General features: G+C 43.4%; 13 protein-coding genes and 2 pseudogenes. 9 read left to right on the top strand and 6 right to left on the bottom strand.

Translation table 11 applies throughout. The features are described 5' to 3' along the window. Positions 1-51: 51 nt before the first annotated feature. The 3 genes from dxs to KSX81_RS17030 are packed head-to-tail and all read left to right on the top strand — an operon-like array spanning position 52 to position 4,770. Positions 52-1,956: a 1-deoxy-D-xylulose-5-phosphate synthase gene (dxs, locus tag KSX81_RS17040; RefSeq protein WP_004301493.1), complete on the top strand. Its 1,905-nt coding sequence runs from the start codon at positions 52-54 to the stop codon at positions 1,954-1,956. Position 1,957: 1 nt separating this feature from the next. After that, a complete protein-coding gene (gene trkA, locus KSX81_RS17035) occupies positions 1,958-3,298 on the top strand; it encodes a Trk system potassium transporter TrkA (RefSeq protein WP_004301492.1) in 1,341 nt (446 codons plus the stop codon). A 20-nt stretch (positions 3,299-3,318) separates the two neighbouring features. Next, positions 3,319-4,770 (top strand): TrkH family potassium uptake protein, encoded by a 1,452-nt coding sequence (locus KSX81_RS17030; RefSeq protein WP_004301491.1) that lies wholly within the window; start codon positions 3,319-3,321, stop codon positions 4,768-4,770. Positions 4,771-4,983: 213 nt separating this feature from the next. Here KSX81_RS17030 and KSX81_RS17025 read toward each other — a convergent pair whose 3' ends face one another. From KSX81_RS17025 to KSX81_RS17005, 5 genes and pseudogenes are all read right to left on the bottom strand, one after another. Further along, positions 4,984-6,366 carry an SGNH/GDSL hydrolase family protein gene (locus tag KSX81_RS17025; protein ID WP_004301490.1) on the bottom strand — a complete coding sequence of 461 codons (1,383 nt, stop codon included), beginning with the start codon at positions 6,364-6,366 and terminating at the stop codon, positions 4,984-4,986. 49 nt (positions 6,367-6,415) lie between these two features. After that, positions 6,416-7,549 carry a glycoside hydrolase family 130 protein gene (locus KSX81_RS17020; protein WP_004301489.1) on the bottom strand — a complete coding sequence of 378 codons (1,134 nt, stop codon included), beginning with the start codon at positions 7,547-7,549 and terminating at the stop codon, positions 6,416-6,418. 78 nt (positions 7,550-7,627) lie between these two features. Further along, the gene (locus KSX81_RS17015; RefSeq protein WP_004301488.1) at positions 7,628-9,784 is read right to left on the bottom strand and encodes a GH92 family glycosyl hydrolase; all 2,157 of its coding nucleotides are present in this window, start codon (positions 9,782-9,784) and stop codon (positions 7,628-7,630) included. A gap of 30 nt (positions 9,785-9,814) precedes the next feature. Continuing rightward, positions 9,815-12,088, bottom strand: a complete 2,274-nt coding sequence (locus tag KSX81_RS17010; protein WP_004320975.1) for a GH92 family glycosyl hydrolase — start codon at positions 12,086-12,088, stop codon at positions 9,815-9,817. Between the two features lie 275 nt (positions 12,089-12,363). Continuing rightward, a pseudogene (locus KSX81_RS17005) lies at positions 12,364-12,696 on the bottom strand (DUF5005 domain-containing protein); the annotation flags it as partial. Positions 12,697-13,260: 564 nt separating this feature from the next. On the opposite strand from KSX81_RS17005, the gene KSX81_RS17000 reads away from it, so the two are divergent. Continuing rightward, positions 13,261-15,063, top strand: coding sequence for a reverse transcriptase domain-containing protein (locus KSX81_RS17000; protein WP_008646012.1), 1,803 nt, complete (start codon positions 13,261-13,263; stop codon positions 15,061-15,063). A 115-nt stretch (positions 15,064-15,178) separates the two neighbouring features. Here the strand turns inward: KSX81_RS17000 and KSX81_RS16995 are convergent. Next, a pseudogene (locus KSX81_RS16995) lies at positions 15,179-16,150 on the bottom strand (DUF5005 domain-containing protein); the annotation flags it as partial. Between the two features lie 357 nt (positions 16,151-16,507). Between KSX81_RS16995 and KSX81_RS16990 the strand changes: the two are divergent. The 5 genes from KSX81_RS16990 to KSX81_RS16970 are packed head-to-tail and all read left to right on the top strand — an operon-like array spanning position 16,508 to position 24,561. Then, on the top strand, positions 16,508-18,352 hold the full coding sequence (locus KSX81_RS16990) for a RagB/SusD family nutrient uptake outer membrane protein (RefSeq protein ID WP_004301485.1): 1,845 nt from the start codon (positions 16,508-16,510) through the stop codon (positions 18,350-18,352). 15 nt (positions 18,353-18,367) lie between these two features. Beyond that, positions 18,368-18,823: a DUF5004 domain-containing protein gene (locus KSX81_RS16985; protein WP_004301484.1), complete on the top strand. Its 456-nt coding sequence runs from the start codon at positions 18,368-18,370 to the stop codon at positions 18,821-18,823. Positions 18,824-18,838: 15 nt separating this feature from the next. Continuing rightward, the gene (locus KSX81_RS16980; RefSeq protein WP_004301483.1) at positions 18,839-19,906 is read left to right on the top strand and encodes a DUF4961 domain-containing protein; all 1,068 of its coding nucleotides are present in this window, start codon (positions 18,839-18,841) and stop codon (positions 19,904-19,906) included. A 33-nt stretch (positions 19,907-19,939) separates the two neighbouring features. Then, positions 19,940-22,771: a SusC/RagA family TonB-linked outer membrane protein gene (locus KSX81_RS16975; RefSeq protein WP_004320976.1), complete on the top strand. Its 2,832-nt coding sequence runs from the start codon at positions 19,940-19,942 to the stop codon at positions 22,769-22,771. Positions 22,772-22,785: 14 nt separating this feature from the next. Then, positions 22,786-24,561 (top strand): RagB/SusD family nutrient uptake outer membrane protein, encoded by a 1,776-nt coding sequence (locus tag KSX81_RS16970; RefSeq protein ID WP_004320977.1) that lies wholly within the window; start codon positions 22,786-22,788, stop codon positions 24,559-24,561. Positions 24,562-24,565: the final 4 nt, after the last annotated feature.

The raw sequence follows: 24,565 nt of genomic DNA, 5'->3' as shown, positions 1-24,565 counted from the left end.
GAGGTCGAATATACTTTCTTTTCGTATTTTTGCACTAAATTTCCTAGAATCATGAATAGTGAACCAACATATAACTTGTTAAACTCCATCAATTACCCCGAAGACCTACGTAAACTAACCGTAGAGCAACTACCGGAAGTATGTGGTGAACTAAGACAAGACATTATTAAAGAACTCTGCTGCAACCCCGGACATTTCGCCGCCAGCCTGGGGACCGTGGAACTAACCGTAGCTCTGCACTACGTCTACAATACACCATACGACCGTATTGTATGGGACGTGGGGCATCAGGCATACGGCCACAAAATTCTTACAGGACGCCGTGAAGCATTTTCCACAAACAGGAAACTCGGTGGAATCCGCCCTTTCCCGTCTCCGGAAGAAAGCGAATATGATACTTTCACGTGCGGACACGCTTCCAATTCTATTTCTGCCGCTCTTGGTATGGCTGTCGCAGCCGCCCGGAAAGGAGACGCCAAACGCCATGTAGTAGCCATTATCGGCGACGGATCAATGAGTGGCGGACTGGCTTTTGAAGGACTGAACAACGCATCTGCCACGTCGAACAACCTGCTCATTATCCTGAATGACAATGATATGGCAATCGACCGCAGCGTAGGAGGCATGAAGCAGTATCTTTTCAACTTAACGACTTCCAACCGCTATAATCAGCTACGTTTCAAGCTCTCGCGCATGCTGTTCAAGCTTGGCATTTTAAACGAAGAACGCCGCAAAGCGCTCATCCGTTTCGGAAATAGCCTGAAATCAATGGCGGCACAGCAACAGAATATTTTTGAAGGGATGAATATCCGTTACTTCGGTCCGATAGACGGACACGACGTAAAGAACCTGGCAAGAGTATTACGTGATATCAAAGATATGCAAGGACCTAAAATCCTGCACCTGCATACTATCAAAGGAAAAGGATTCGGACCGGCAGAGAAACACGCTACCGAATGGCATGCTCCCGGCAAATTCGATCCCGTCACCGGCGAACGTTTCATTGCCAACACCGAAGGAATGCCCCCGCTTTTCCAGGACGTATTCGGAAATACACTGGTGGAACTTGCCGAAGCCAACCCGAAGATTGTCGGTGTCACTCCCGCCATGCCCAGCGGCTGTTCGATGAATATACTAATGGAGAAAATGCCGAAACGCGCTTTCGATGTCGGTATTGCCGAAGGACATGCGGTTACCTTCTCCGGAGGAATGGCTAAAGACGGACTGCAACCGTTCTGCAATATCTATTCTTCTTTTATGCAACGGGCGCATGATAATATCATCCACGACGTAGCGATTCAGAATCTCCCAGTTGTTTTGTGTCTCGACCGCGCCGGACTGGTTGGCGAAGACGGTCCTACTCATCACGGAGCTTTTGATATGGCATGTTTACGCCCGATCCCTAATCTGACTATCAGTTCCCCGATGGACGAACATGAATTACGTCGCCTGATGTATACGGCACAATTGCCGGACAAGGGACCGTTCGTGATCCGCTACCCCCGTGGACGCGGCGTACTGGTGGACTGGAAATGTCCGCTGGAAGAAATTCCGGTAGGAAAAGGACGGAAACTGAAAGAGGGTAGCGACCTTGCAGTGATTACTATCGGACCGATAGGAAACGTAGCCGCCCGTGCCATCACCCGGGCAGAAGCAGATTTAGGTCTGTCCATCGCCCATTACGATTTACGATTCCTGAAACCGCTGGATGAAGAATTGTTGCATGAGGCAGGACGTAAATTCCAACGTATCCTGACCATCGAAGACGGAATTATCAAAGGCGGTATGGGTAGCGCTGTCCTCGAATTTATGGCAGACAACGAATACAAACCGACCGTGAAGCGTATCGGTATCCCTAATATATTTGTAGAACATGGGGCAGTTGCCGAACTATACCAACTGTGCGGCATGGATGAAGAAGGGATTCTGACTAAAATAAAAGAATTTATCAATTGACATGAAGATTATTATTGCCGGTGCCGGCAACGTAGGCACCCATTTGGCCAAACTGTTATCGCGCGAAAAGCAAGATATTATCTTGATGGATGATGACGAAGAGAAACTAAGTGCTCTTAGCGCCAACTTTGACTTGCTGACTGTTGCCGCTTCTCCTTCTTCCATCTCCGGATTGAAAGAAGTGGGCGTCAAAGAAGCCGACCTGTTCATCGCAGTCACACCGGACGAAAGCCGCAACATGACTGCCTGTATGCTGGCTACCAACCTGGGAGCCAAAAAGACAGTGGCGCGTATCGACAACTATGAATATCTTCTACCCAAAAATAAAGAGTTTTTCCAGAAGCTAGGAGTAGATTCGCTGATTTACCCGGAAATGCTGGCTGCTAAAGAAATCGTATCTTCCATGCGCATGAGCTGGGTACGCCAATGGTGGGAATTCTGTGGAGGTTCGCTGGTTCTGATTGGTACGAAGATGCGCGAAAAGGCTGAAATCCTGAATATACCGCTGCACCAATTAGGCGGTCCCAACATTCCTTACCATGTAGTAGCCATCAAACGCGGAACGGAAACGATTATCCCTCGCGGAGACGATGTTATTAAATTGCATGATATTGTTTATTTCACCACTACCCGCAAATACATTCCTTATATACGTAAGATAGCCGGCAAAGAAGACTATGCCGACGTACGCAATGTAATGATTATGGGAGGTAGCCGTATCGCAGTCCGTACCGCACAATATGTGCCGGACTATATGCAGGTGAAAATAGTGGATAATGACCTGAACCGTTGCAACCGTCTGACAGAGCTACTGGATGACAAAACAATGATTATCAACGGAGACGGTCGCGACATGGACCTGCTTATCGAAGAAGGGCTAAAGAATACCGAAGCATTTGTAGCCCTGACCGGCAACTCGGAAACGAATATCCTGGCCTGTCTCGCCGCCAAACGCATGGGAGTGGAAAAGACGGTGGCAGAAGTGGAGAACATCGACTATATCGGTATGGCAGAGAGTCTCGACATCGGCACGGTTATCAATAAAAAAATGATTGCTGCCAGCCATATCTACCAAATGATGTTGGACGCCGACGTGTCTAATGTAAAATGCCTAACTTTTGCCAATGCGGACGTTGCAGAATTCACCGTACCGGAAGGAGCCAAAATAACCAAACACCTGATTAAAGACCTGGGACTTCCCAAAGGCACCACCATCGGAGGAATGATCCGTAACGGAGAAGGTATCCTGGTGACAGGTGATACGCAAATCCGCCCCGGCGACCATGTAGTCGTATTCTGCTTAAGCATGATGATTAAAAAGATTGAGAAGTTCTTTCACTAAGTATCAACAAATACTTGTATATGATTAACTCGAAGATGATATTCCGGATTCTGGGTTTTCTGCTTCTGATAGAAACAGTTATGCTATTATGTTGTGGGGGTGTTTCTCTTTTTTATAAGGAGAATGACTTGCAGAGTTTTCTGGTTTCATCGGCTATTACCACTAGCATCGGTATTCTGTTGCTCGCCATCGGGAAAGACGCAGTGAAATCCCTGAATCGCCGTGATGGATATGTCATAGTCAGTGTAGCATGGGTCACCTTTTCCCTTTTCGGAATGTTACCTTATTATATAGGAGGGTATATCCCAAGTGTTACGGATGCATTTTTTGAAACGATGTCCGGGTTCAGCAGTACGGGTGCCACCATCTTGAATAATATAGAGTCAATGCCTCATGGAATACTTTTTTGGCGGGCTATGACGCAATGGATAGGCGGTTTGGGTATTGTATTCTTCACCATTGCCGTTCTGCCGATTTTCGGTGTGGGTGGGATTCAGGTGTTTGCAGCAGAAGCCAGCGGTCCTACTCATGACAAAGTGCATCCCCGTATTGGTATCACTGCCAAATGGATTTGGGGTATTTATGCCGGAATGACAGGGACATTGATTGTCTTATTAGTATTTGGAGGTATGAGTGTGTTTGACAGTATATGCCATGCTTTCACGACAACCAGCACTGGCGGATTTTCTACCAAACAAGCAAGTATCGAATATTATCATTCACCCTATATAGATTATGTAATCTCTATTTTCATGTTTCTTTCGGGCATCAACTTCACGCTATTACTGTTGATGTTCAATGGAAAAATAAAGAAGTTCATTCATGATGCAGAGCTAAAGTTCTATTTCTGGTGTGTCTCTTTCTTTACTATATTTATTGCAGTCTGGCTTCATCAGACTTCTTCTATGGAGATAGAAGAGGCGTTCCGTAAATCACTTTTCCAAGTGATTTCCTTGCAAACTTCTACGGGATTTGCCACAGCCGATTATATGCTTTGGCCTTCTATTCTTTGGGGATGCCTTGTAATAGTGATGATCATCGGAGCCTGTGCCGGCAGTACAACAGGAGGTATAAAATGTATTCGTATGGTTATCCTGTTTCAGGTTGTGAAAAACGAATTCAAACATATTCTTCACCCTAATGCCGTGCTCCCGGTGCGAGTTAACAAACAGGTTATTTCTCCTTCCATCCAGTCTACAGTATTGGCCTTTACTTTTTTATATGCAGTCATCGCTATCATCAGCATACTTATCATGATGGGGCTGGGAGTCGGTTTTCTGGAATCAATCGGAACCGTAATCTCAAGTATGGGTAATATGGGACCGGGACTCGGTACATGCGGCCCGGCTTTTTCATGGAGTCAATTGCCTGATGCCGCCAAATGGCTGCTTTCTTTTTTAATGCTCTTGGGACGTTTGGAATTGTTTACAGTATTACTACTTTTCACTTCCGATTTCTGGAAAAAGAATTAAGAATTCAATAAAGGTAGTCTCTTTAATGCAAAAGCTACAATAAGACATACATTATCAAGCTATTACAAAGAGTACTTATCTATTCATATATTCTCAACGATACTCACTGTAATGAGAAAAAATACTCATCGCAATGAGAAAAAGTTCTCATTACAGTGAGAATTCTTTCTCATTACGGTGAGTATTCTATCGTATTTGTACGTTGTTATCGCATCATATCTTTCTAAGTAAAATCTTTCTTACAACAGGCTTATTTATTTCATAAATCTTATTGATAAGAACATCCATTTCCTGTTGGCGAGCATCACGGACAGCTTCAAACATCATCTTTGAATACATATCACGACGTCCCTTCAACCAAACGTTTTTATCCAAGTTTTCATCCATCACCTCGATCGCTTTTCTGTCGTCAGCATACAACAATCCCTTTTGCTGGAAAAAGCCGAATTCACACCACGCATATTCTCTGAATGTTCTTTCAATTTCCCAACGATATTCATTCAGGTGCATCACCGTCAATGCTTGTTGGTACTGGGGAGTTTTGGATTCAGCAGCAAGATTAATGCCCTTTGCCAGTTCATCTCCACTCCAAGTTCCAATTTCTTCATCGTCTATCAACAACTTATAATTGCCTTTTAGTCCTGTTACTTTCAACGTTTCACGGTTCATCTCTTCCATAAAAGGAACAACTTTCAGCACTTCTGCCTGGCTCTTTTTCTGTCCCCAACCACGAGCAATAGTATCTAAAGGATAAGGAAGAGCTTCTGCCAAATAGTCAAAACTCAAATCTTTTCCATTCTTCTTTATATTTGAAACGGTACAATTTTCCGACTTAACGGCTTGTTTTTTATTAGCATTAATCTCCATATCCGCTACTTCCTTACCTACAAATCCCTGGGCTTTCAGGAAAAGATAGGCCATTACCATGTGTCCGTCGTTATCGGGATGAATACGGTCACTGCCACAAAGGGTAAAGGTAGGATCTTTCTGCTGATATTGCTGATTAATAGCTGTCATAGGAGCATTTAAATCGGTAAATTCCCAATTATTCTTAGCTGCCGATTCTTTCTGATATTCAACAAGCCGTTTGATGGTTTCATTTTTTGTCTTGAACGGTGTATTCTCTTTGAGTTGTACGGTTTCATCATACGGAGAAGTCCCGACCATCACGATACGGGTATCAGGAAGATCTTTAAAACGTTTCTCCATCTGCTGGTAATTCTTTATACTTTCCTGATATTTCTGCTCACCGAATTCTTTGGGCTTATCACCGTTATATTCAAAATATCCGGAATCATTCATACCAAAAGTAACCATCAACACGGAAGGTTTCATCGCAAAAATATCACCATCCAGGCGTTTATTCATATCATACGCCGTATCTCCACCAATACCACCGTTGAAAACACGGATAGGCATATCCGGAAAACGAGTCATATAATATAACCAGATGTATGAATGGTAATGCCCACCATCCGTTATACTATTTCCCAGGAACACTGCTCTCTCACCCTCCTTAAAAGGTTTCACAGTTTGTGCAAACGCAGCAGTACATGTCATACAAGCCGCTGCAATCAATACAAAAAGTTTTTTCATGTCTTAATTTCTATTTTATAAACTGTTATTTTCATTATGAACGTTTTCTTTATTTTTTGAGAGGATCATATACGGCAACTGCCACGCGTGAATCGGCACAGCCATAATATAAGAACCATTTCTGATTGTGGAATACAAGCCCTTCTATAAATACGGTTCCGGCTGGATATTGTCCGCTCTTTTCAAAGTCTGATTCGGGAATATAGAAAGGTTTATCCAAGCGATCGATTAGTTTAGTAGGATCTTTGGCATCAAATAAGGCTTGTCCGGCGCAATAAGAGTTGGCTGTATACAGTGTGTCTCCTTCTGCGCCCGATTTATTTTTGCCGTTATAAAATAAAAGGATTCCTTTGTCAGTCAGGATGGCAGGAGGACCACATTCGGTCAGGTCACTGTCGAACTTACCTGCGCGGGGAGTCATCACTTTCAGGAATTCTCCATTTTCATCCAACATCGGTTCCCAGTTGACAAGGTCCGTGGAAGTGGCTACATTCACAAACTTTTCTCCCCAGTACATCCAGTATTTGCCGTCAATCTTGGCAATCACTTGTTTGCCGTCAATTAATTTGGTTACGATAGAGGCAGATTTGGAAAATTCATCCATGAATCTTCCGTTGTATGCTTTTGCGAAAGCCGGTCCATGTTTTTCCCACGTTTGAAGATCGCGCGAGGTGGCCACTGCCAAACGTGCCTGTTTGCGGTTCCATTGTGTGTAATGCATTACGTAAAGCCCGTCTTCTGTTACAGCAACACGTGGGTCTTCGCAACCGCCGGGATTTTCCAGTTCTTTCTGACTGTCGTCTGCCGGATAAAATACAGGTACGGACATTCGTTTGAAGTGTAGTCCGTCGTCAGAAGAGGCATATCCCAAACGGGAGGTACGTGATCCGATACCGATTGCCGAGTTGTCTTCAGCCCGGTAGAAGACTACTACTTTCCCATCATAAACAGTAGCAGCGGGATTAAACGTATCACTCGCTTCCCATGCTACTGACTCCTGTCGCATCGGACAATAGAAAAAGGTAGTAGTGTCAGGAGAAATAATCGGATTAATTCCTTCCGGACGCTGGAAATCTGCCCACGCCCAATCCGGGAATTCTGCTGTTTGCTTCTTCTCGCCACAGGAAGTGATTAATGCGGCAGCCATCAGTAGATAAGCTATGTTTTGTAGTTTTCTTTTCATTTTCACGTTTGATGTTATAAATAAGTGCTCTTACAAAATTATCTTATATCATAAATTTATATACCTCGTTGATTTGCTTTAAGGGAAAGAGGGAGGCGTCACTTTAGTTCCCCACTTCACGTCAGGCTTGGACGAAGTAGTGTATTCTATTGTAGCCCCATTATTCAGTTGATCCCAATCGATCCATGTACTGTCATACGGTTTACCGTTTAGCTTCATGGACTTGATATAAATATTCTTTTCCGAACCGCCTTTTATCACCATATCCCCTTTCTTTAAATGAACTTTCACGGATGAGAATATCGGAGTGTTCACCGTAAAGCCTCCCACTCCCGGTATTTCGGGATAAAGACCGATACAAGCGAACACATACCAGGCGCCCATCGTCCCTAAATCATCATTGCCCGGCAAACCATCAATTTTACTTGAATACTGTTCATTCAATACACGGTTAATAATCTCCTGTGCTTTATAGGGAGTTCCGACCCAGTTGTATATCCAGGGAATGTGAAAGCTCGGTTCATTGCCGGAAGCGAACCAGGCATCATTATAGCCGGCATCCAGACGAGTAAAGAATTCATCCAGGCGTTTTTCTGCCGCTGCTTTGCCTCCAATGATTTCTATCAGACCGGCAATGTCGTATGGCACCATCCAGAAATAATTCTTATAGGTCGATTCACGGAAATCTTCAGTCAGTGGTTTCCACGAACCATCGGGATTGCGTGATTGCAACCATCCGGTTTCCGGGTTATACAGATTCTTCCATGAACGTGCAAAATGGAAATAACGCCAGCTTGCAAACTCATCTCCTACGGCATGTAAGGCAAATTGTGCGATTGCAAAATCAGCGGAAGTATATTCCAATTGTATAGAAGCGTTGTAATATCCTTTATCCAAATACTGTTTCAGGCCCGGACGAGCCTCAACCTCCTGTGACATTGCTCCCGGTTCTTCCGCTCCTTTTCTCATGGTTTTGAAAATCGGTTTCGGGTCATAATTGCGAGCACCAAAAGCGTAAGCATTGGATATCAGGATAGGAGTCGGATCTCCTTGCATCACGCCGGTCTCTATATTAGCCATCACCCAACGCGGGAAAGCACCACCAGCTTCTTCGGCAAACAATTGGTGAGAAATAACAATATCAGAGGCTACTTCAGGATCAAGGATTGATAATAGTTGAATCTGTGTACGATAGGTATCCCAGTTGCTAAAAGAAGTATAGTGCTTGGAACGGGATTTATGCACTCTGAAGTCAGCTCCCATGTATTCTCCGTTCACATCGCTGCATACATTCGGGTGAATGAATGAACGATACAGATGAGTATAAAATTGAGTGGTACGATCCGGATTGGTTCCTTCTACTTCAATCTTACCCAAATAATGATTCCATTTGGATTCTGCCTGATTCTGAATCTGCAGGAAATCCCATCCGGTATTCTCCGCTTTCAGATTCTCGCGTGCATTTTCTACTGATACATAAGAAACCCCAATCTTATATTGGATATTTTTCTTCTTATTTACATCAAAAGTAAAATAGACTCCGGAGTATTCTCCTTCAGCAAAAGTCGTGTTCGGCTTCAGTTCATCTCTTTTCCATGTTCCCGATTCCAACGCATCCGTATCAAACTCTGCTACAAAATAGACTTTATACGGTGTACGGAGTCCACAGAAATTACCGCCTTCTGCATATCCTTCACACTTATTCGGTGCAGTAATAACGATGGCGGCCTGCTCTATCGGAGTTGCGGAAATGCCTCCACCGATAATTACCGTACCATATTGCTGATCTGCCGGATATTCATAACTCGCCATACCGGTTCTTTCGGTTACTGTCAGTTTTGCATGAATATCTTCCTGCACCTTTGCTTCATAATAACCGGCATGTCCTTTTTCTTCAGAAATATTGATACGGTAATTGAGAATATTGTCCGGAGACATCTTCAGTTTACCTTTTACCGGAAAAGTGGGAAAGTTACCCATGTGCTCGCAACCGCCACCACTCAACTGATTGATGACGAATCCGGAACGTTTGGAAAAATAAGAGGGAGTGAACTGCACCATTCCATAAGGATAGGTGGCTCCGGGATAAAGATATCCCGAAGTCAAACCCACGCCCTTCGTTCCTATCAGGGTATTTACCTGACGGGCATAATTACTCCCGGCGCTCTGCGCCGAGAGACTCCCCCACCCTCCAATCAAAACCAATAATAAACCTGTTAAAATTTTATTTTTCATACTGTATTCTTCTTATATCTTTTTAGTTTCTTATTCTTTCGACAATGAGAAGGGAGCGGCATACTTCGACGTACATCGTTCTTTATTCGGTTGACTTCCCATTTCAAAACGGATAATTCCTCCGTCTGCTATATCGTCGTATCTGATAAAATTCTTATCCAACACACGTCCATTTAAGGTAGCAGACTGGATATAGAGATTCTCTTTACTATTGTTGTTCGCTTCAATCACGAATTTATTACCGTTTTCCATCGTTATAGTAGCTTTCTTAAATAACGGACTGCCAATTACATACTCATCCGTACCCGGACAAACGGCATAAATGCCTAATGAGCTCAAGATATACCATGATGACATACCACCTTGATCTTCGTCTCCCGGATATCCTCTTTCTGTGGAATTATACAATCTTTCAACGATCTGACGCACCCAATACTGGGTTTTCCACGGTTGGCCGGCATAGCTATACAGATAAGGCATGTGCTGAATCGGCTGATTGCCGTGTGCATATTGTCCCATACCCGACAATTCCATTTCTTTCATTTCATGGATCACTCCTCCGTAAGTTCCCGGTTTAATAGTGCTGGGAAGGGTGAATACCGAATCCATTTTGGTCGTAAATCTTTGGTCGCTTCCGAACAAGTCTATTAATCCTTCTACATCATGGAATACGGACCAGGTATAATGCCAGGCATTACCTTCGCAGAAAGGTCCACCCCACTCCAATGGGTCAAACGGTTCCTGCCATTTACCATCAACGCCTTTTCCACGCATAAAACCGATAGACGGATCGAATACGTTTTTATAATTATACATCTGACGGGCAAAGACTTCCTGATAGTGTTTGTTTCCGGTCATTTTAGCCAGTTGGTAGCCACAGAAATCATCGTATGCATATTCCATTGTCTGTGCACTCGATCCCATTGATTCCGGATAAGGAACATATCCCAGTTCAAAATATTCTTTCCAGAAACCACGTCCGTTGGCACCTCCCCAAGGACCTTTATTCATGGCTTCGTGCGCGTATGCTTTTAAGGCTTTCTCCGGATCAAAAGTCCGAATCCCTTTTGCCCACGCATCTGCCAATAATGAAATGGAGTGATTACCCAACATTCCTCCTGTTTCTCCGGGAGCTGACCAGGAAGGTAACCATCCGCATTGTTCTTGTGCGGCAAGCAAGGCATTCATGTAACGTCCCTGCATGGTAGGATGAAGAATATTAGTTAATGGAAATTGAGAACGGAAAGTGTCCCAGAAGCCATTATCTGTATACATATATCCATCATATACTTTGCCGTCATAAGGACTATAATAATAAGGTTCTCCATTCGCTTTACGTTCATAGAATTTGCGTGAGAAGAGATTGGCACGGAACAGGCAGGAGTAGAAAGTCTTCATTTGTTCGTCTGTTCCACCTTCTACCTGGATTCTGTTCAATAATTCATTCCACGTTTTATGTCCACGTATTTTGGTGGCTTCCAAATTCTTATCTTTACCCAGTTCGTCGTTCAATGTAATCACAGCCTGCTCTGCGCTGATATAGGAAGAGGCAGCCTTTGCCTGTACTTTCGATCCTTTCTTAAATTTGATATAAGCACCATAGCCTTTGCCTTCTCCTTCCAACTTTTTAGGATAAATCTCATCTTTCTGATTTTCCCACATACCGTAATCCTCAAATGCTTTGTCGAACTGCACTACAAAGTAACTACGGAATGTCTTAGAGTTATTTACAAAACGTTGGTTATTCACCCAACCGGAGATTTGTCTCTTTGCCGGATCAATCTTAATTTCACTCATATCCGTATATCCGTCAATTACCAGATAGGCGTCTTCGGTAGAGGGATAAGAAAAGCGTAAATGTACACCACGAGTAGTTGGAGCCATCTCGGTTGTAATTCCATTATCCAGCATCACTTTATAATAATGCGGCTTGGCAATTTCATTATCATGGCTGAACTTCGTTGCCCGCATCTCCTGATTAACGACTAACTTCCCTACCATCGGCATAAAGGAATACACTGCATAATCACTCATCCACGGACTGCATTGGTGAGACTGGCAGAATCCTCTGATATTATCTACCGCATATTGATATTTCCAGCCTTCTCCATTTTTCCCTGTTTGGGCAGACCACGTATGCATGGCATAAGGCATACCGGTAGTAGGGTATGTATTTCCATAACTTAATCCGAAATGAGAGTCGGTACCTTGCAGTGTATTGACATATTGCACAAGGTCTTTCATTTGGGCATATATACTTGTTGATAAGAAAGAGAAAATTACTAAATAAATGAGCTTGTTCATGGTTATTTTTTTATGTGTTACATCTATTTCACTTGGCAAATCGAAACAACTATATCTATTTATTACCATAAGAATACCCTGCCAGTCATCTGTACGGAAAGGGGACGCCGGAAGGTTAACTCCATTGTATAAATTACAAATTGGATTATCTGCCCAAGCATAACGCACTGCTATTGGGAAAGCAACTTCAGGAGATGAGACGATGATGGAATTACCATCAATCACAGCATCAGCCCAATGAAACTTATGATCAACGTCAGAGATAGTAAATCCTTTTACTCAAGTGGAGCATCGTTATCGTACAATGATTCCCAATTAAATACACGGTAGAAATAAGGACGATAGAAGTCAGCACTACCCGGTGCATTGAAATTATCCCAAAAGTTGGAACAGTCTGTATTGGTAGAGATCACCAATTCACCGGTACGTGATAAAGCCGGATGAATATTTACCATATAAACATGTTGATAACGTTGTTCGCCAATCTTATCAAGAAATTCGGGCAATGTAAAGAGAGTCTTTTGGTCGACAAACGGCCCATAAGGGTGCTTACTACGGAACATCAGCACGTCTCTCCCGAACCACATGGATTGTCCGATCATGTAGTACTGCGCCCATAAGGGCATATAGTAAATGTAGGCTTAGCAACCTACCCGGCAAGGGTTTTCAACGCCGGTCATTAGCCAACTTATCCACTTAGCCGAAAGGCGGTGGGGAGTGTCGCATGTTGGAAACGGCATAAGTCAGCTAACTATCATGCTGCTACTGAATGTCTAAATGAAATGATAGATATGAGGATGAAGACTATACTGTTTGAACGACAGTCCGAGTTGTTAGTTGGTAAACCCCGACGGAAGATAGTTACAAACGTCGGGCTGCAATACTTCTACTTTCCTACCTCAAGTACGAGAGCCGAAAACCGATTGCAGAACAGCCGCAATAAGCGGAAAAGGACGAAAATCGCATCCGACAATCTATTGAGCTATGTTACTATATGTCTAAATGGGGATTGTCTAAGTAGGAATGCCGAAAGGCTATGGGGTTTGCCCCCTGAATATCCTATATGACAACAGAGTCTCCGTAGTAGTCCGAGCAAGGGAAAGCCTTGTACATGGCGAAGGGAGACAGTGAGTTATTATTTAATATGTTTAACGAATGATGTGTGAGACATTATGAGAGATTCAGCAAATGTATTAAACAGTCTGGCTGGGCACAGCCAAGACCCTAATTACAAGTTTGAACGGCTTTACCGACTGCTGTTCAATGAAAATCTGTACGCACTTGCCTATCAAAAGTTGTCGCAGAATGCGGGCAACTATACGAAAGGCACAGACGGGCAGACCATAGACGGAATGAGCATAAAGCACATTCACTCTATCATTGGACAGTTGAAAGACGAAAGTTACCGTCCGTGCCCTGCACGGAGAATTTACATTCCCAAAAAGAATGGCAAGCAACGTCCTTTAGGCATACCAGCCTTTAAGGACAAACTTGTACAGGAAGTTGTAAGGATGATTCTTGAATCCATCTACGAAGGTCATTTTGAAGACTGCTCGCATGGATTCAGACCACACCGTGGCTGTCATACGGCTATGGCTTCCTTACAAAAGGGAGGTACGGGAGCACGTTGGTTCATCGAGGGAGACATCAAGGGTTTCTTTGACAACATCAACCATGATGTTTTAATCGGAATCCTTGCTGAAAGAATCAATGACGAGCGTTTCCTGCGACTGATACGTAAATTCCTCAAAGCAGGCTACATGGAACAATGGGAGTACAAAAATTCCTATATCGGAACACCGCAGGGAGGCATAATAAGTCCGATTTTGGCGAATATTTATCTTGACAAACTCGATAAATTTATGCGGAACTACATAAACGTCTTCAATAAAGGTAAAGCACGTGTACGCAACCCCGAATATAAAAGGGTTGCAAATCGTAAGGACAAACGTGTAAAGAAACTGAAGAATGAAACAGACGAGCAGAAGAAAGAAGCATTGCGCAGGGAGATAGCCATTCTCCACCGTGAGATGCAACAACTTCCTGCAACTCTTGACATGGACGAAAACTTCAAACGCATGAGGTATGTACGCTATGCCGATGATTTTCTGATTTGCGTAATCGGAAGTAAAGAGGACTGTGTAAAAGCAAAGGGGGACATTAAGACCTTTCTGCAAGATACGTTGAAACTCGAACTTTCGGATGAAAAGACGTTAATCACCAACTCACACGACGCAGCCAAATTTCTCGGCTTTGATGTTACAGTCCGCAGTACGGACAAGACGAGAAAGGATTTCAGAGGAATCCCCATACGCTCACTTGACCATAAAGTGGTTCTTCTCCTGCCTTATGAGGTTATGAGAAAGAAACTGCTTGACTATAATGCGATGCGCATAATAATCAAGAATGGCAAGGAAGCATGGGAATCGACCTCACGCCCGTATCTCCGTAGTAATGATGACCTTGAAATACTCAACCGATACAATTCGGAAATTCGGGGAATCTATAACTACTACTGTATTGCAAACAATGTCAACATTCTCAATAGTTTCTATTACTACATGAAAGAGAGTATGTATAAAACATTATCATCCAAGTATGAATCAACCGTAAGGAAAATAATCCGTAAATATTGCCGGAATAAAGTCTTTACAGTAAGGTATGAAAACAACAAGGGCGAAATGTTGGAACGTACTATTTATCATGGAGGGTTCAAGCAGAGAAAAGACGCGCGTATTGACAATGCGCATATCATGCCCAGTTATCGCGGGACTGAAAGTACCAGCCTTATGGCTCGGTTGAAAGCCCGTGAATGTGAATATTGCGGAGCGGAGGACAACCTTAGAATGGTGCATGTCCGCAAGCTAAAAGACCTGAAAGGCAAACAGGAGTGGGAACGCTTCATGATTGCCAGACAGAGAAAAACAATAGCAGTATGTGAAAATTGTTATCGTAAGATTCATGAAAAGAAATAGACTGAAAATAACCATGGAGAGCCGTATACATGGAGACGTGTACGTACGGTTCGGTGGCGAGCGTTTAGAAACCTACCGTCCGAAAGGACGGCAAGGCGCTTTGCGCTTAGCCTGTGGTATCACCTTTTTTAAATACCCAAGGCATAGAACATGCACTTTCCAAAGGGATAATTGTAGAATTTTCAGCATCTTGGGTTGAGGGGTACTGCGTTGTCCACGAGAAATGTCCTTGCGGATCGGCCACATAATATTCCCACTGGCTGCCAAGGTCGCGTGTAGCGGTACGTGCCACAGCCACCTTATAATTGGAAGTTGTGTAAAGATAGATATGTCCGTCTTCGTCTTCCCACATAGTGTCGCCATAACCTAAAGTGTGGTCGTTAAAATTATCATTACGACTGATAAGTTTCATATAAGTAGCATCACCCGGCTTTCCTTCCAAGCTATAAGTAGCCAAGCAAGTACCAAAGCGGCGCATCAAGTTGTTCGGATCGGTATTATCAACGGCTCCCCACAACATTTGCATCTGATTGTTATATATCGTAGCATCTCCTGCCCAATAAAGATAATCCTGATCGATTTCTCCAGCTTGTATTTTTTCATCCGATAGTGTAGCTTTCGGATGACGAATGTGAGTACGTACCTGATAGTATCTATCCGCATTAGGATCGTTGGTTTGTACGTAATCAGCTAACCAAACAAGATTTTCATCCTTCTCACCAGGTGTTTGTACCATAATACTGTTACGAGGGAAACTACAATTACCTCGTGAACGATTTTCATTGATTACGCCATAGAAGCTATCATTGAACGACCAAAATATATTCCCGTCAGGCAAACCAGTGGTGAACACACCGTCTCCTCCATTCCAGCCCAACGACCGAGTGAAAAGGGCATTGTATTTCAAGTCTTTGTAGACGAACACTTTCCAATATTGTCCTGATCGATTTGGCATTAGTTCGAGATTCCATTCGGAATCAATTTGAGGCATCTTCACTTCTGAATTGCCGTAATAAGGTTCTTGCTGGTCACCACATGCTCCTCCGGCGAGGAGTGCGATACTTAGGATAAGATGAATTGGTTTCATGTTTAATAAGATATTTAAGATTATTTAATTTGTTTCTGCACCTGTAAAGCCGATAATACAAGCCATAAAGGTTGACAAAAAGATGCGTCTCATAATGTTATACTATTAGAGTTTAGGATAAAGACGATTCAGGAATGAAAAACCACTAATTCGGATAATTCTTTCTTTAGATGTATTTGATTTACTATCATTGCTCGAATAATACAATGACCTTTTCACTGAATAATAATACGTGAAAAAAAAGTATTGTGTTTAGTGGTGTATATCTTGTCAATCGTCTTAATACAAATTCAAGTCGTGAATTAGTCTCGGCTTATTGGCTTTAAATTGTTTAATTTTAATTTTATAAGTTTTACTATGAAATTGTACATGAAATCATTAACGCTACTCCTATTTTTAGGAACAGTTGCGTCCTGTAATGACAGTTTCCTCGATCAAACCCAAACTTCGGATTTAAATCGTGAGACCGTTTTTGCAGATAGTACGTATACCGCCAACTTCCTGACCGGAATTTATACCGATATCGGGTTTGATATCAACTACAACCGATGGACATACCTTTTGGCTAATGGTGGTGGGCTGCAAAGCGCTTGTGACGAAGCTGAATTTTATCCTTCGTCAACCATCTGGACAAACATGATGTTTGCTACCGGTACGGTTAATCCGGTTACGGTGAGTGATGATGCATGGTCGAAATGCTACACTAACATTCGCCGGTGTAACGTATTCCTTGCCAACATCGACCGATCACCGATGGTACAGAGCCGGAAAGCTCAATACATATCCGAAGCACTTTTCTTGCGTGCCTGGTACTACTTCATTCTGATGAAACACTACGGTGGTGTACCTATTATCGGTAATAACGTGTATGATGCTACTTCGACAATGAAAACCTCGCGCAACACATGGGCGGAATGTGTAGAGTATGTGTCCCATCAATGTGACTCTATCGTCCAACTCAATGTACTTCCCGTGCGACGAACAGGTCAAGAAAACGGTCGCGCCTCATCGGCAGCGGCATTGGGTCTTAAAGCCCGTGTCTGCCTCTATGCAGCTAGTCCATTATTCAATGGAAGTGATTTCGCTCCTACTGATACCAAAGAATTAGTAGGCTATCCCTCTTATGATAAAGAACGTTGGAAAACGGCAATGGATGCTGCCCGCGCAGTAATCAACCTAGGAACCTATAATCTCTTTATTAGAAGTAAAGATTTGAACGGCAAAGCCGAACCAGGTTTCGGATTCTACGTCGTATTCCAAGCCGGTGATACACGAAATGCCAATTTAACCGATGATGATGGTAAAAACAATAACGGAGCCTTTGCCGGCAATATCCTCGACCGTAAGTATCAACGTGAGTCCGGACATGAAGCTGCTTACTATCCACCTAGTGGAAGTCACTCCGGAACACGCCACGGCGGGTACATATACAAAGAATTGGCAGATGCCTTCCCTATGATTGACGGTAAACCCATTAACAACAGCCAATACACATTCGATCCTCTGAATCCCGCTCAAAATCGTGATCCACGTTTCAACAACACCGTGATTTATGATGGTGCTTTGGTCCCTGCTGACGATACTTACAGTGCTACCACAGTTGTTAACACATGGATTGGCGTAGGGCAAACAAGCGATGCCGTATACCAAGGCACTGCCACTGGTTTCTATGTACGCAAGGGATGTGATCGCTTATGTAAAGGTAGTACATGGAACCCAAGCCGTCACAACGATCCACTGATACGTTACGCCGACATTTTACTGATGTATGCTGAAGCAGCCAATGAATATCATGGGCCCGATTTCGAAGAAACACTAGGCGGACAACAACTTGGTTGCTATCCCATATTAAAACTCATTCGCAAGCGTGCCGGCATCGAGCCCGGTGCAGATGGTATGTATGGACTTAAAAAGAATATGACACAAAAACAGATGCGCCAAGCCATTCAGGAAGAACGCCGCCTTGAATTTGCTTTTGAAGGACATCGCTTCTTTGATGTACGCCGCTGGATGATTGCTCCGCAAACCGAAAGCAAAACCATGCATGGCATTGAAATCACTCGCGCCACTGACGGAACAAAGACTTGGAAAGAATTTGATGTACGCACGCATGTATGGCGTCCGGCTATGTACTTCTTCCCAATTCCTTACAATGAAACGGTGAAGTCGAAAGATTTGCTACAGAATCCCTACTATAATTAATAAAATACCCTAAATATGAAACATAGCATACATTTGGCGGCAATAGCCTTGCTGACTACTCTGCTTGTGACATCGTGTGATACGTTCTCTGCTCCTGCTGATCCTGACAAAAACACGGAGCAGGTCAAAGACATATCAGGCACGTGGCAACTCACCACAGTGAGCCGCAACAGTAATGATATTACCGAAACCATGGACTTCAGCCAGTTCCAAATTGACCTGAAGAAAGATGGTAAGTACACAATTGAAAACTATCTGCCTTTTGTGGTACGCCACAATGGCACGTGGAAAGTTGACGATATCTATTATCCTTTTCGCCTCTATTTCACAGAGGATGGAGCCACGGAGCAGGCCAGTACCGATATCCTATTCCCCATTACCAATGGCGAACGTAACATCGTGATTACTCATAGCCCCGGGTGTGGTTCGAATACCTACACCTATGTATTCAAGAAAATATCAGAAAACTAAAAATCATAACGCTTTATGAAAAAGAAATTAATCAGCTTGCTTCAACGCAAACGGCACATCGTAGCGTTATCAACTATACTTATGACTTTCATCGTTATGAGTTGCCTCTTTATCGATTCTGTCGATATAACCCAAATGATAGATGGAAAAGCCGTAAACTATGCAAAGGCCGGAACGACTGCTACTTTCAAAATGCATGGACACATTAAGGTTCAAGGAGACCCACGCAATGACAAACGACTTGTTTTCGGTTTTTTGGCTCCTAAGAGTTGGAATCTGGCACAAAATGCCAGAGTTTCGTACACAGAAGATACATTTGATCCGAATATAGGTGAGCAAAACATGACGCTTATCCCATTGACCGAACAACCTAGCAACAAACCAGGATTGTCATGGTCGGCTGCTCTCATGCAGGAATACGGTGTCGGTACCAATATTCTGGAAGATATGGAATGGGCAGCCTATTGGACAAGACCCTATAACGGTGTCGCAGATGAAATTCATTTTACAATCTATGTCCGTGTACCGGTAGGAAACAAAAATCTGCGTTTCAAACCATCATTCTTTATTAACAGTACTGACGATAACTTCAGTACAAGTGCAGATGCAAAGAAATGTGAGGAAGCCGGATGTTTTGAGGTAGTAGAAGGTGAAGGACTTGTCACTGACTTCTGTAGTGAACACTTCAACAAAACCACTCCATTAACAGCATTGCAAAACGACTTTGTAACCTTTAGCTTCATTGGAGGCATGGACGACGAAAATGCACTTGTCAAGGCCGATAAGATCTATTTTGAAGGAACGGCGGTAGCTAGCGACGGACACCGTTATACCGTAAATGAGAAGAGTGACAAGACCCTGATGAAACGAGAGAATCAGTATACCAAAACATACAATATCACATTCTGGCCGGAAGGGTTCTTCAATGTACCTGAAGGAACAGAGCTTGTAAGTATTGAATATGCCTTCACTAATGCCGATGGATCTATCTCCGTTACACAGTCTGATGATGACTTCGTAATGTTAAATATACCTCTTCCTCCGCAGAAGGAACCATTCATATATACGTTCTATTGCGAGTGATAACCTTATATTCTACTGATAATGAAACAGAATATGTATAAAATGATAACGACGGGACTACTATGTATAGCTGCCGTCGCACTAAAGGCACAAGATGCACCGATAGATAGTGTGGATCACACTAAAAGTAATACCCTAGGAGCATCTTCGACGGTTTATACCAACGACTTGATAAAATATCAGTCAGCCACCATCCTTACCGGATTGCAAGGACGATTGAAAGGTCTTAATGTATCACCTTTCCGTGGCATGCAACTGTTACGGACTGATGCCAATACTAAATCCGATATAGTGGGAGCTATTCCTAATGTAGGTGGAGGTATCTACGGAGATAATTCGGAGTTTCTCATTTCAGCACGCGGACAATCGCCTGTAGCCATTGTCGACGGTGTAGAACGTGACCTGTATTCCATAGATCCCGAAGCCATTGAATCGGTTACCATTCAAAAGGATGCCCTTTCCAATATGTTTTTAGGAATGCGCAGTTCACGTGGTGCATTGATTATTACTACCAAAAATCCTGATGCAAAAGGTGGTTTCCATCTCTCACTCACCGGAAAGTTTGGTATATCCAGTGCATTGAAATCTGGCCCAAATCCACTTTCGGCTTATCAATATGCTTATTTGCTCAACGAAGCATTGCTCAATGATGGCAAATCACCACTCTATACGTATGATGATTTCGAAGCCTATCGTAATGGAACTTCCCCTTATCTGCATCCCGACGTAAATTGGAAAGATGCTATTATGAACAATTCTACTACGTCGCAAGCCTATAATCTGAATGTAACAGGTGGCGGACGGGTGGCTCAATACTTTGTAAGTTTGGGATATTACAGCGAAAACGGATTGTTCAAGACGAGCGATGCTAATAGCTACAACACCAATTTCAAGTACAACCGGTATCTCATCACATCGAAGGTAAACATCAACGTGACAGATGAATTTAAGGTAAGCATGTCTTTAATGGGACGTATAGAGGAAGGAAACCAACCTGGAGGTATTTCGGGGACAGGATACAGCGACCTTTTGAGCAACGTATGGCAAACTCCCAACAATGCTTATCCCGTCTTAAATCCCAACGGTACGTATGGTGGTAACGCTTCGTATACCCAAAACCTCTATGCACAGACCACTGGTTCGGGATATATCTCAAGCAATACCCGCGACGTCGTAGGAACCATTAATTTGAAATATGACTTCGATAAATTGGTGAGAGGACTTTCTGTTGGTGCAACGGGAAACATCTCATCGCAAGTGCGTAATGCTATCGTTCGTACTAAACAGGCACAAGTATTTCAATACAGCATAACCCAACAAGGCAACGAGGCTTATGACAAGTATGGAGATGTAAGTTCACAAACCAACAGTTACCGTTCAGTATCGACGTACCAATATATGTATGGCAAAATGTATGTAGACTGGGAACGCCAATTCGGTATGCATGGTGTAAAAGCTTCACTTTGGGGCGATACACGTACTATACTCAACAACTACGACCTGCCTATGATTCCGTCGAACATCGGACAGAAAGTTGAATACAATTACGATAACAAATACTTCGCGCAAGCAGCCGTAACGGAAAGTTATTACAACCGCTATGACAATGGACGTCGCTGGGGAACATTCTGGGCAGTAGGTCTGGGTTGGGATATCAGCAAAGAGAAGTTTATGGAGGCATCGAAGATAGACCAACTCAAGTTACGTGCCACATACGGTCATACAGGAAACGGAATCGACAATGCCGGTTACTTCAGCTATTTAAAGAGATACAATGAAGATGGCGGATTCTGGTATAGCAACGGTACATCCATGAGCAACGGAGGTTCAGTGTCAGAAATATCCCCATTGGCTAATACCCTCCTGACATGGGAAAAAGGAAGGAAGGTCAATGTAGGTTTAGATTTAACCTTGTTAAAGAATCGTTTGACTCTCTCGGCCGACTATTACAATGACTACTACTATGACATATTGCAATCACGTGGTAAGAGCATCGAATTGCTGGGTATTGCTTATCCGGCAGAAAATATCGGAAAAACACGTTACTACGGATTGGAAACACAACTTAGCTGGCAAGATCACATCGGTAAGGTGAACTATTATGTATCAGCCAACTGGAGTATGGAACAGAACAAACGGTTGTTCATGGACGAGCAATACGTACCTTACGACTATCTGAAAATGACAGGTCAACCCACCGGTACCATCTACGGATTGGTAGCTACCGGATTCCTCACAGCTAAAGACATAGCCGATGGTTATCCCGTAATGAACGGCTTCAACAATATTCAAGCGGGTGACGTGAAATACAAAGACATGAACGGTGACGGCGAAATCAACGAATTCGACCGTACTGTGATTGGTGGCGACAAACCGACTTGCTATTTTGGTATTGATTTAGGCTTTGAATGGAAAGGGTTGGAAGTTACAGCACTTATCCAAGGTGCTTACAACCGCGACTTATATAATAGCGACCGCACGTTGCTCGAAGGATTCCAAGTGATCGGACAAAGCTACGGACAAGCTTACACCAATTTGCTGAATCGTTGGACACCCGAAACTGCTGAAACAGCTACGTATCCGAGACTGACTGCCGGAGGCAATATGTACAACTACGGAAACAACTGGAACTCTTCACTCTTTGTACAGAACGGAAACTACATTCGTCTCAAGAACGCCACCGTATCGTACAAACTACCCGAAAACTTCTGCCGTAATTACTTAGGCGGACTGCGCGTGAAAATATTTGTACAGGGACAAAATTTACTCACATGGTCACGTACCCGCTTGCAAGACCCTGAAGTTACCTTCACCAGCTATCCGTTACAGCGCACCATTACGACTGGAATCAATCTTAACTTCTAATAAAAATGATGGATATGAAACAAAATAAATATGGCACATGGGCAGTAGGAGCATTTATGCTGTTATTGAGTGCTGCCGCATGTACAGACAGTTATGAGAGTACGCCTGTAGATATGTTTACAGAAGATTACCTCTTCTCGAAGACCGACTCCAACGGAACTGTAGTACGTAAATACCTCAACCGCATCTACTATTACATGCGTAATGGACACAACGGCGTAAATGGTGACTACCTGGATGCCGCTTCCGACGATGCGCTCTCTGTTATTTCGTCCGAGTCCGATGTATACAAACTGGCCATCGGACGTTACAGTGCCTCCAATTTTATTAACTCGGATATGATTTGGAGCGACCCTTATTTGGTGATTCGCCGCGTGAACATTCTGTTGAGTGGCATTGACGTAGTACCTTTCAACACTACTTACACTGATGCACTCGGTAATACACGCAGGCTCAATGATTCTATGAAAGCCGAAGCCCGGTTCCTGCGTGCTTACTTCTATTTTGAATTGGTGAAGCGCTACGGTGGAGTGCCCATTATCGGTGATAAAGTGTACGAATTGAACGAAAACATCGAATTGCCACGTAGCACGTTCGAGCAATGTATCAAGTATATTGTAAGTGAGCTTGACGATATCAAAGATGACCTTCGTTCGCTGCCACTACCTGATGCCGCTGCGAGCGCACACGTAGTAAACACACAGGCAGCCCAGGCACTGAAGATTCGTGTATTGCTCTATGCAGCAAGTCCGTTATTCAACGAAAAGCCCATTGAATCTGGTAATGAGTTGATAGGATATGCCTCTTATGATCGCGAACGTTGGAAAATAGCAGCCGATGCCGCCCGCAACTTTATTAACACGTACGGAACAGGTGACGGAGCTATCATGGGACTTGACGATAATTTCAAGAATGTATTTACCAATTGGTATTCAAACGAACATAAAGAAGTTATCTTCTTCCGTGAAAACGCAATGGATAAGACGGTGGAAACAGCTAACGGTCCATTGGGACTTAGCGGTGCCAAACAAGGAAACGGCCGCACCAATCCCACACAGAATTTAGTCGATGCCTTTTTAATGAAAGACGGTCACTTTATCAATGATAAAGGTAAATATGAATACAATGAACAGCTTCCTTACGCACAACGTGATCCACGTTTGGAATATACCATTATACACAATGGTTCGTCATGGGTGAACTCTACGATGGAAACATGGCAGGGTGGAGCCAATAATCCTCTTGGTTCGTCGTACTCGCTCACGAGTTATTACATGCGCAAGTTTATGGGTGATTTCGAAGCAGCCAACGAATATCAAGACACACAACACAACTGGGTGATGTTCCGTTACGCCGAAATACTTCTGAACTTTGCCGAAGCCGAAAACGAATATTTGTCTACTCCTTCACAAGCTGTATATGATGCTATCATCGCCCTGCGCCGACGTGCAGGTATCGAACCTGGTGAAAAGAATTTGTATGGACTAACAACCAATGAGCAGACACACAATTTGACGCAAGCCGAAATGCGCAAAGTGATTCAGAATGAACGCCGCATTGAATTGGCTTTTGAAGAGCATCGCTATTGGGACATTCGTCGTTGGCGACTTGCCGAACAGGTCTATGCACAGCCTATTCAAGGAATGTACATCACTAAATCACAGACTTCCACGACCTATGTTCCGCAAGCTGTACTCAATGTACAATGGGACAATAAACGTTATTTCTATCCGATTCCTTATTCGGAAGTAATAAAAAATAAGAATATGGTTCAAAACCCTAATTGGTAATATC

The organism is Bacteroides sp. MSK.18.37 (assembly GCF_019129155.2).
GTDB classification, from domain to species: domain Bacteria; phylum Bacteroidota; class Bacteroidia; order Bacteroidales; family Bacteroidaceae; genus Bacteroides; species Bacteroides ovatus.
The sequence above is the reverse complement of the archived record's forward strand: the minus strand, read 5'-3'. Positions and strand labels throughout refer to the sequence as shown.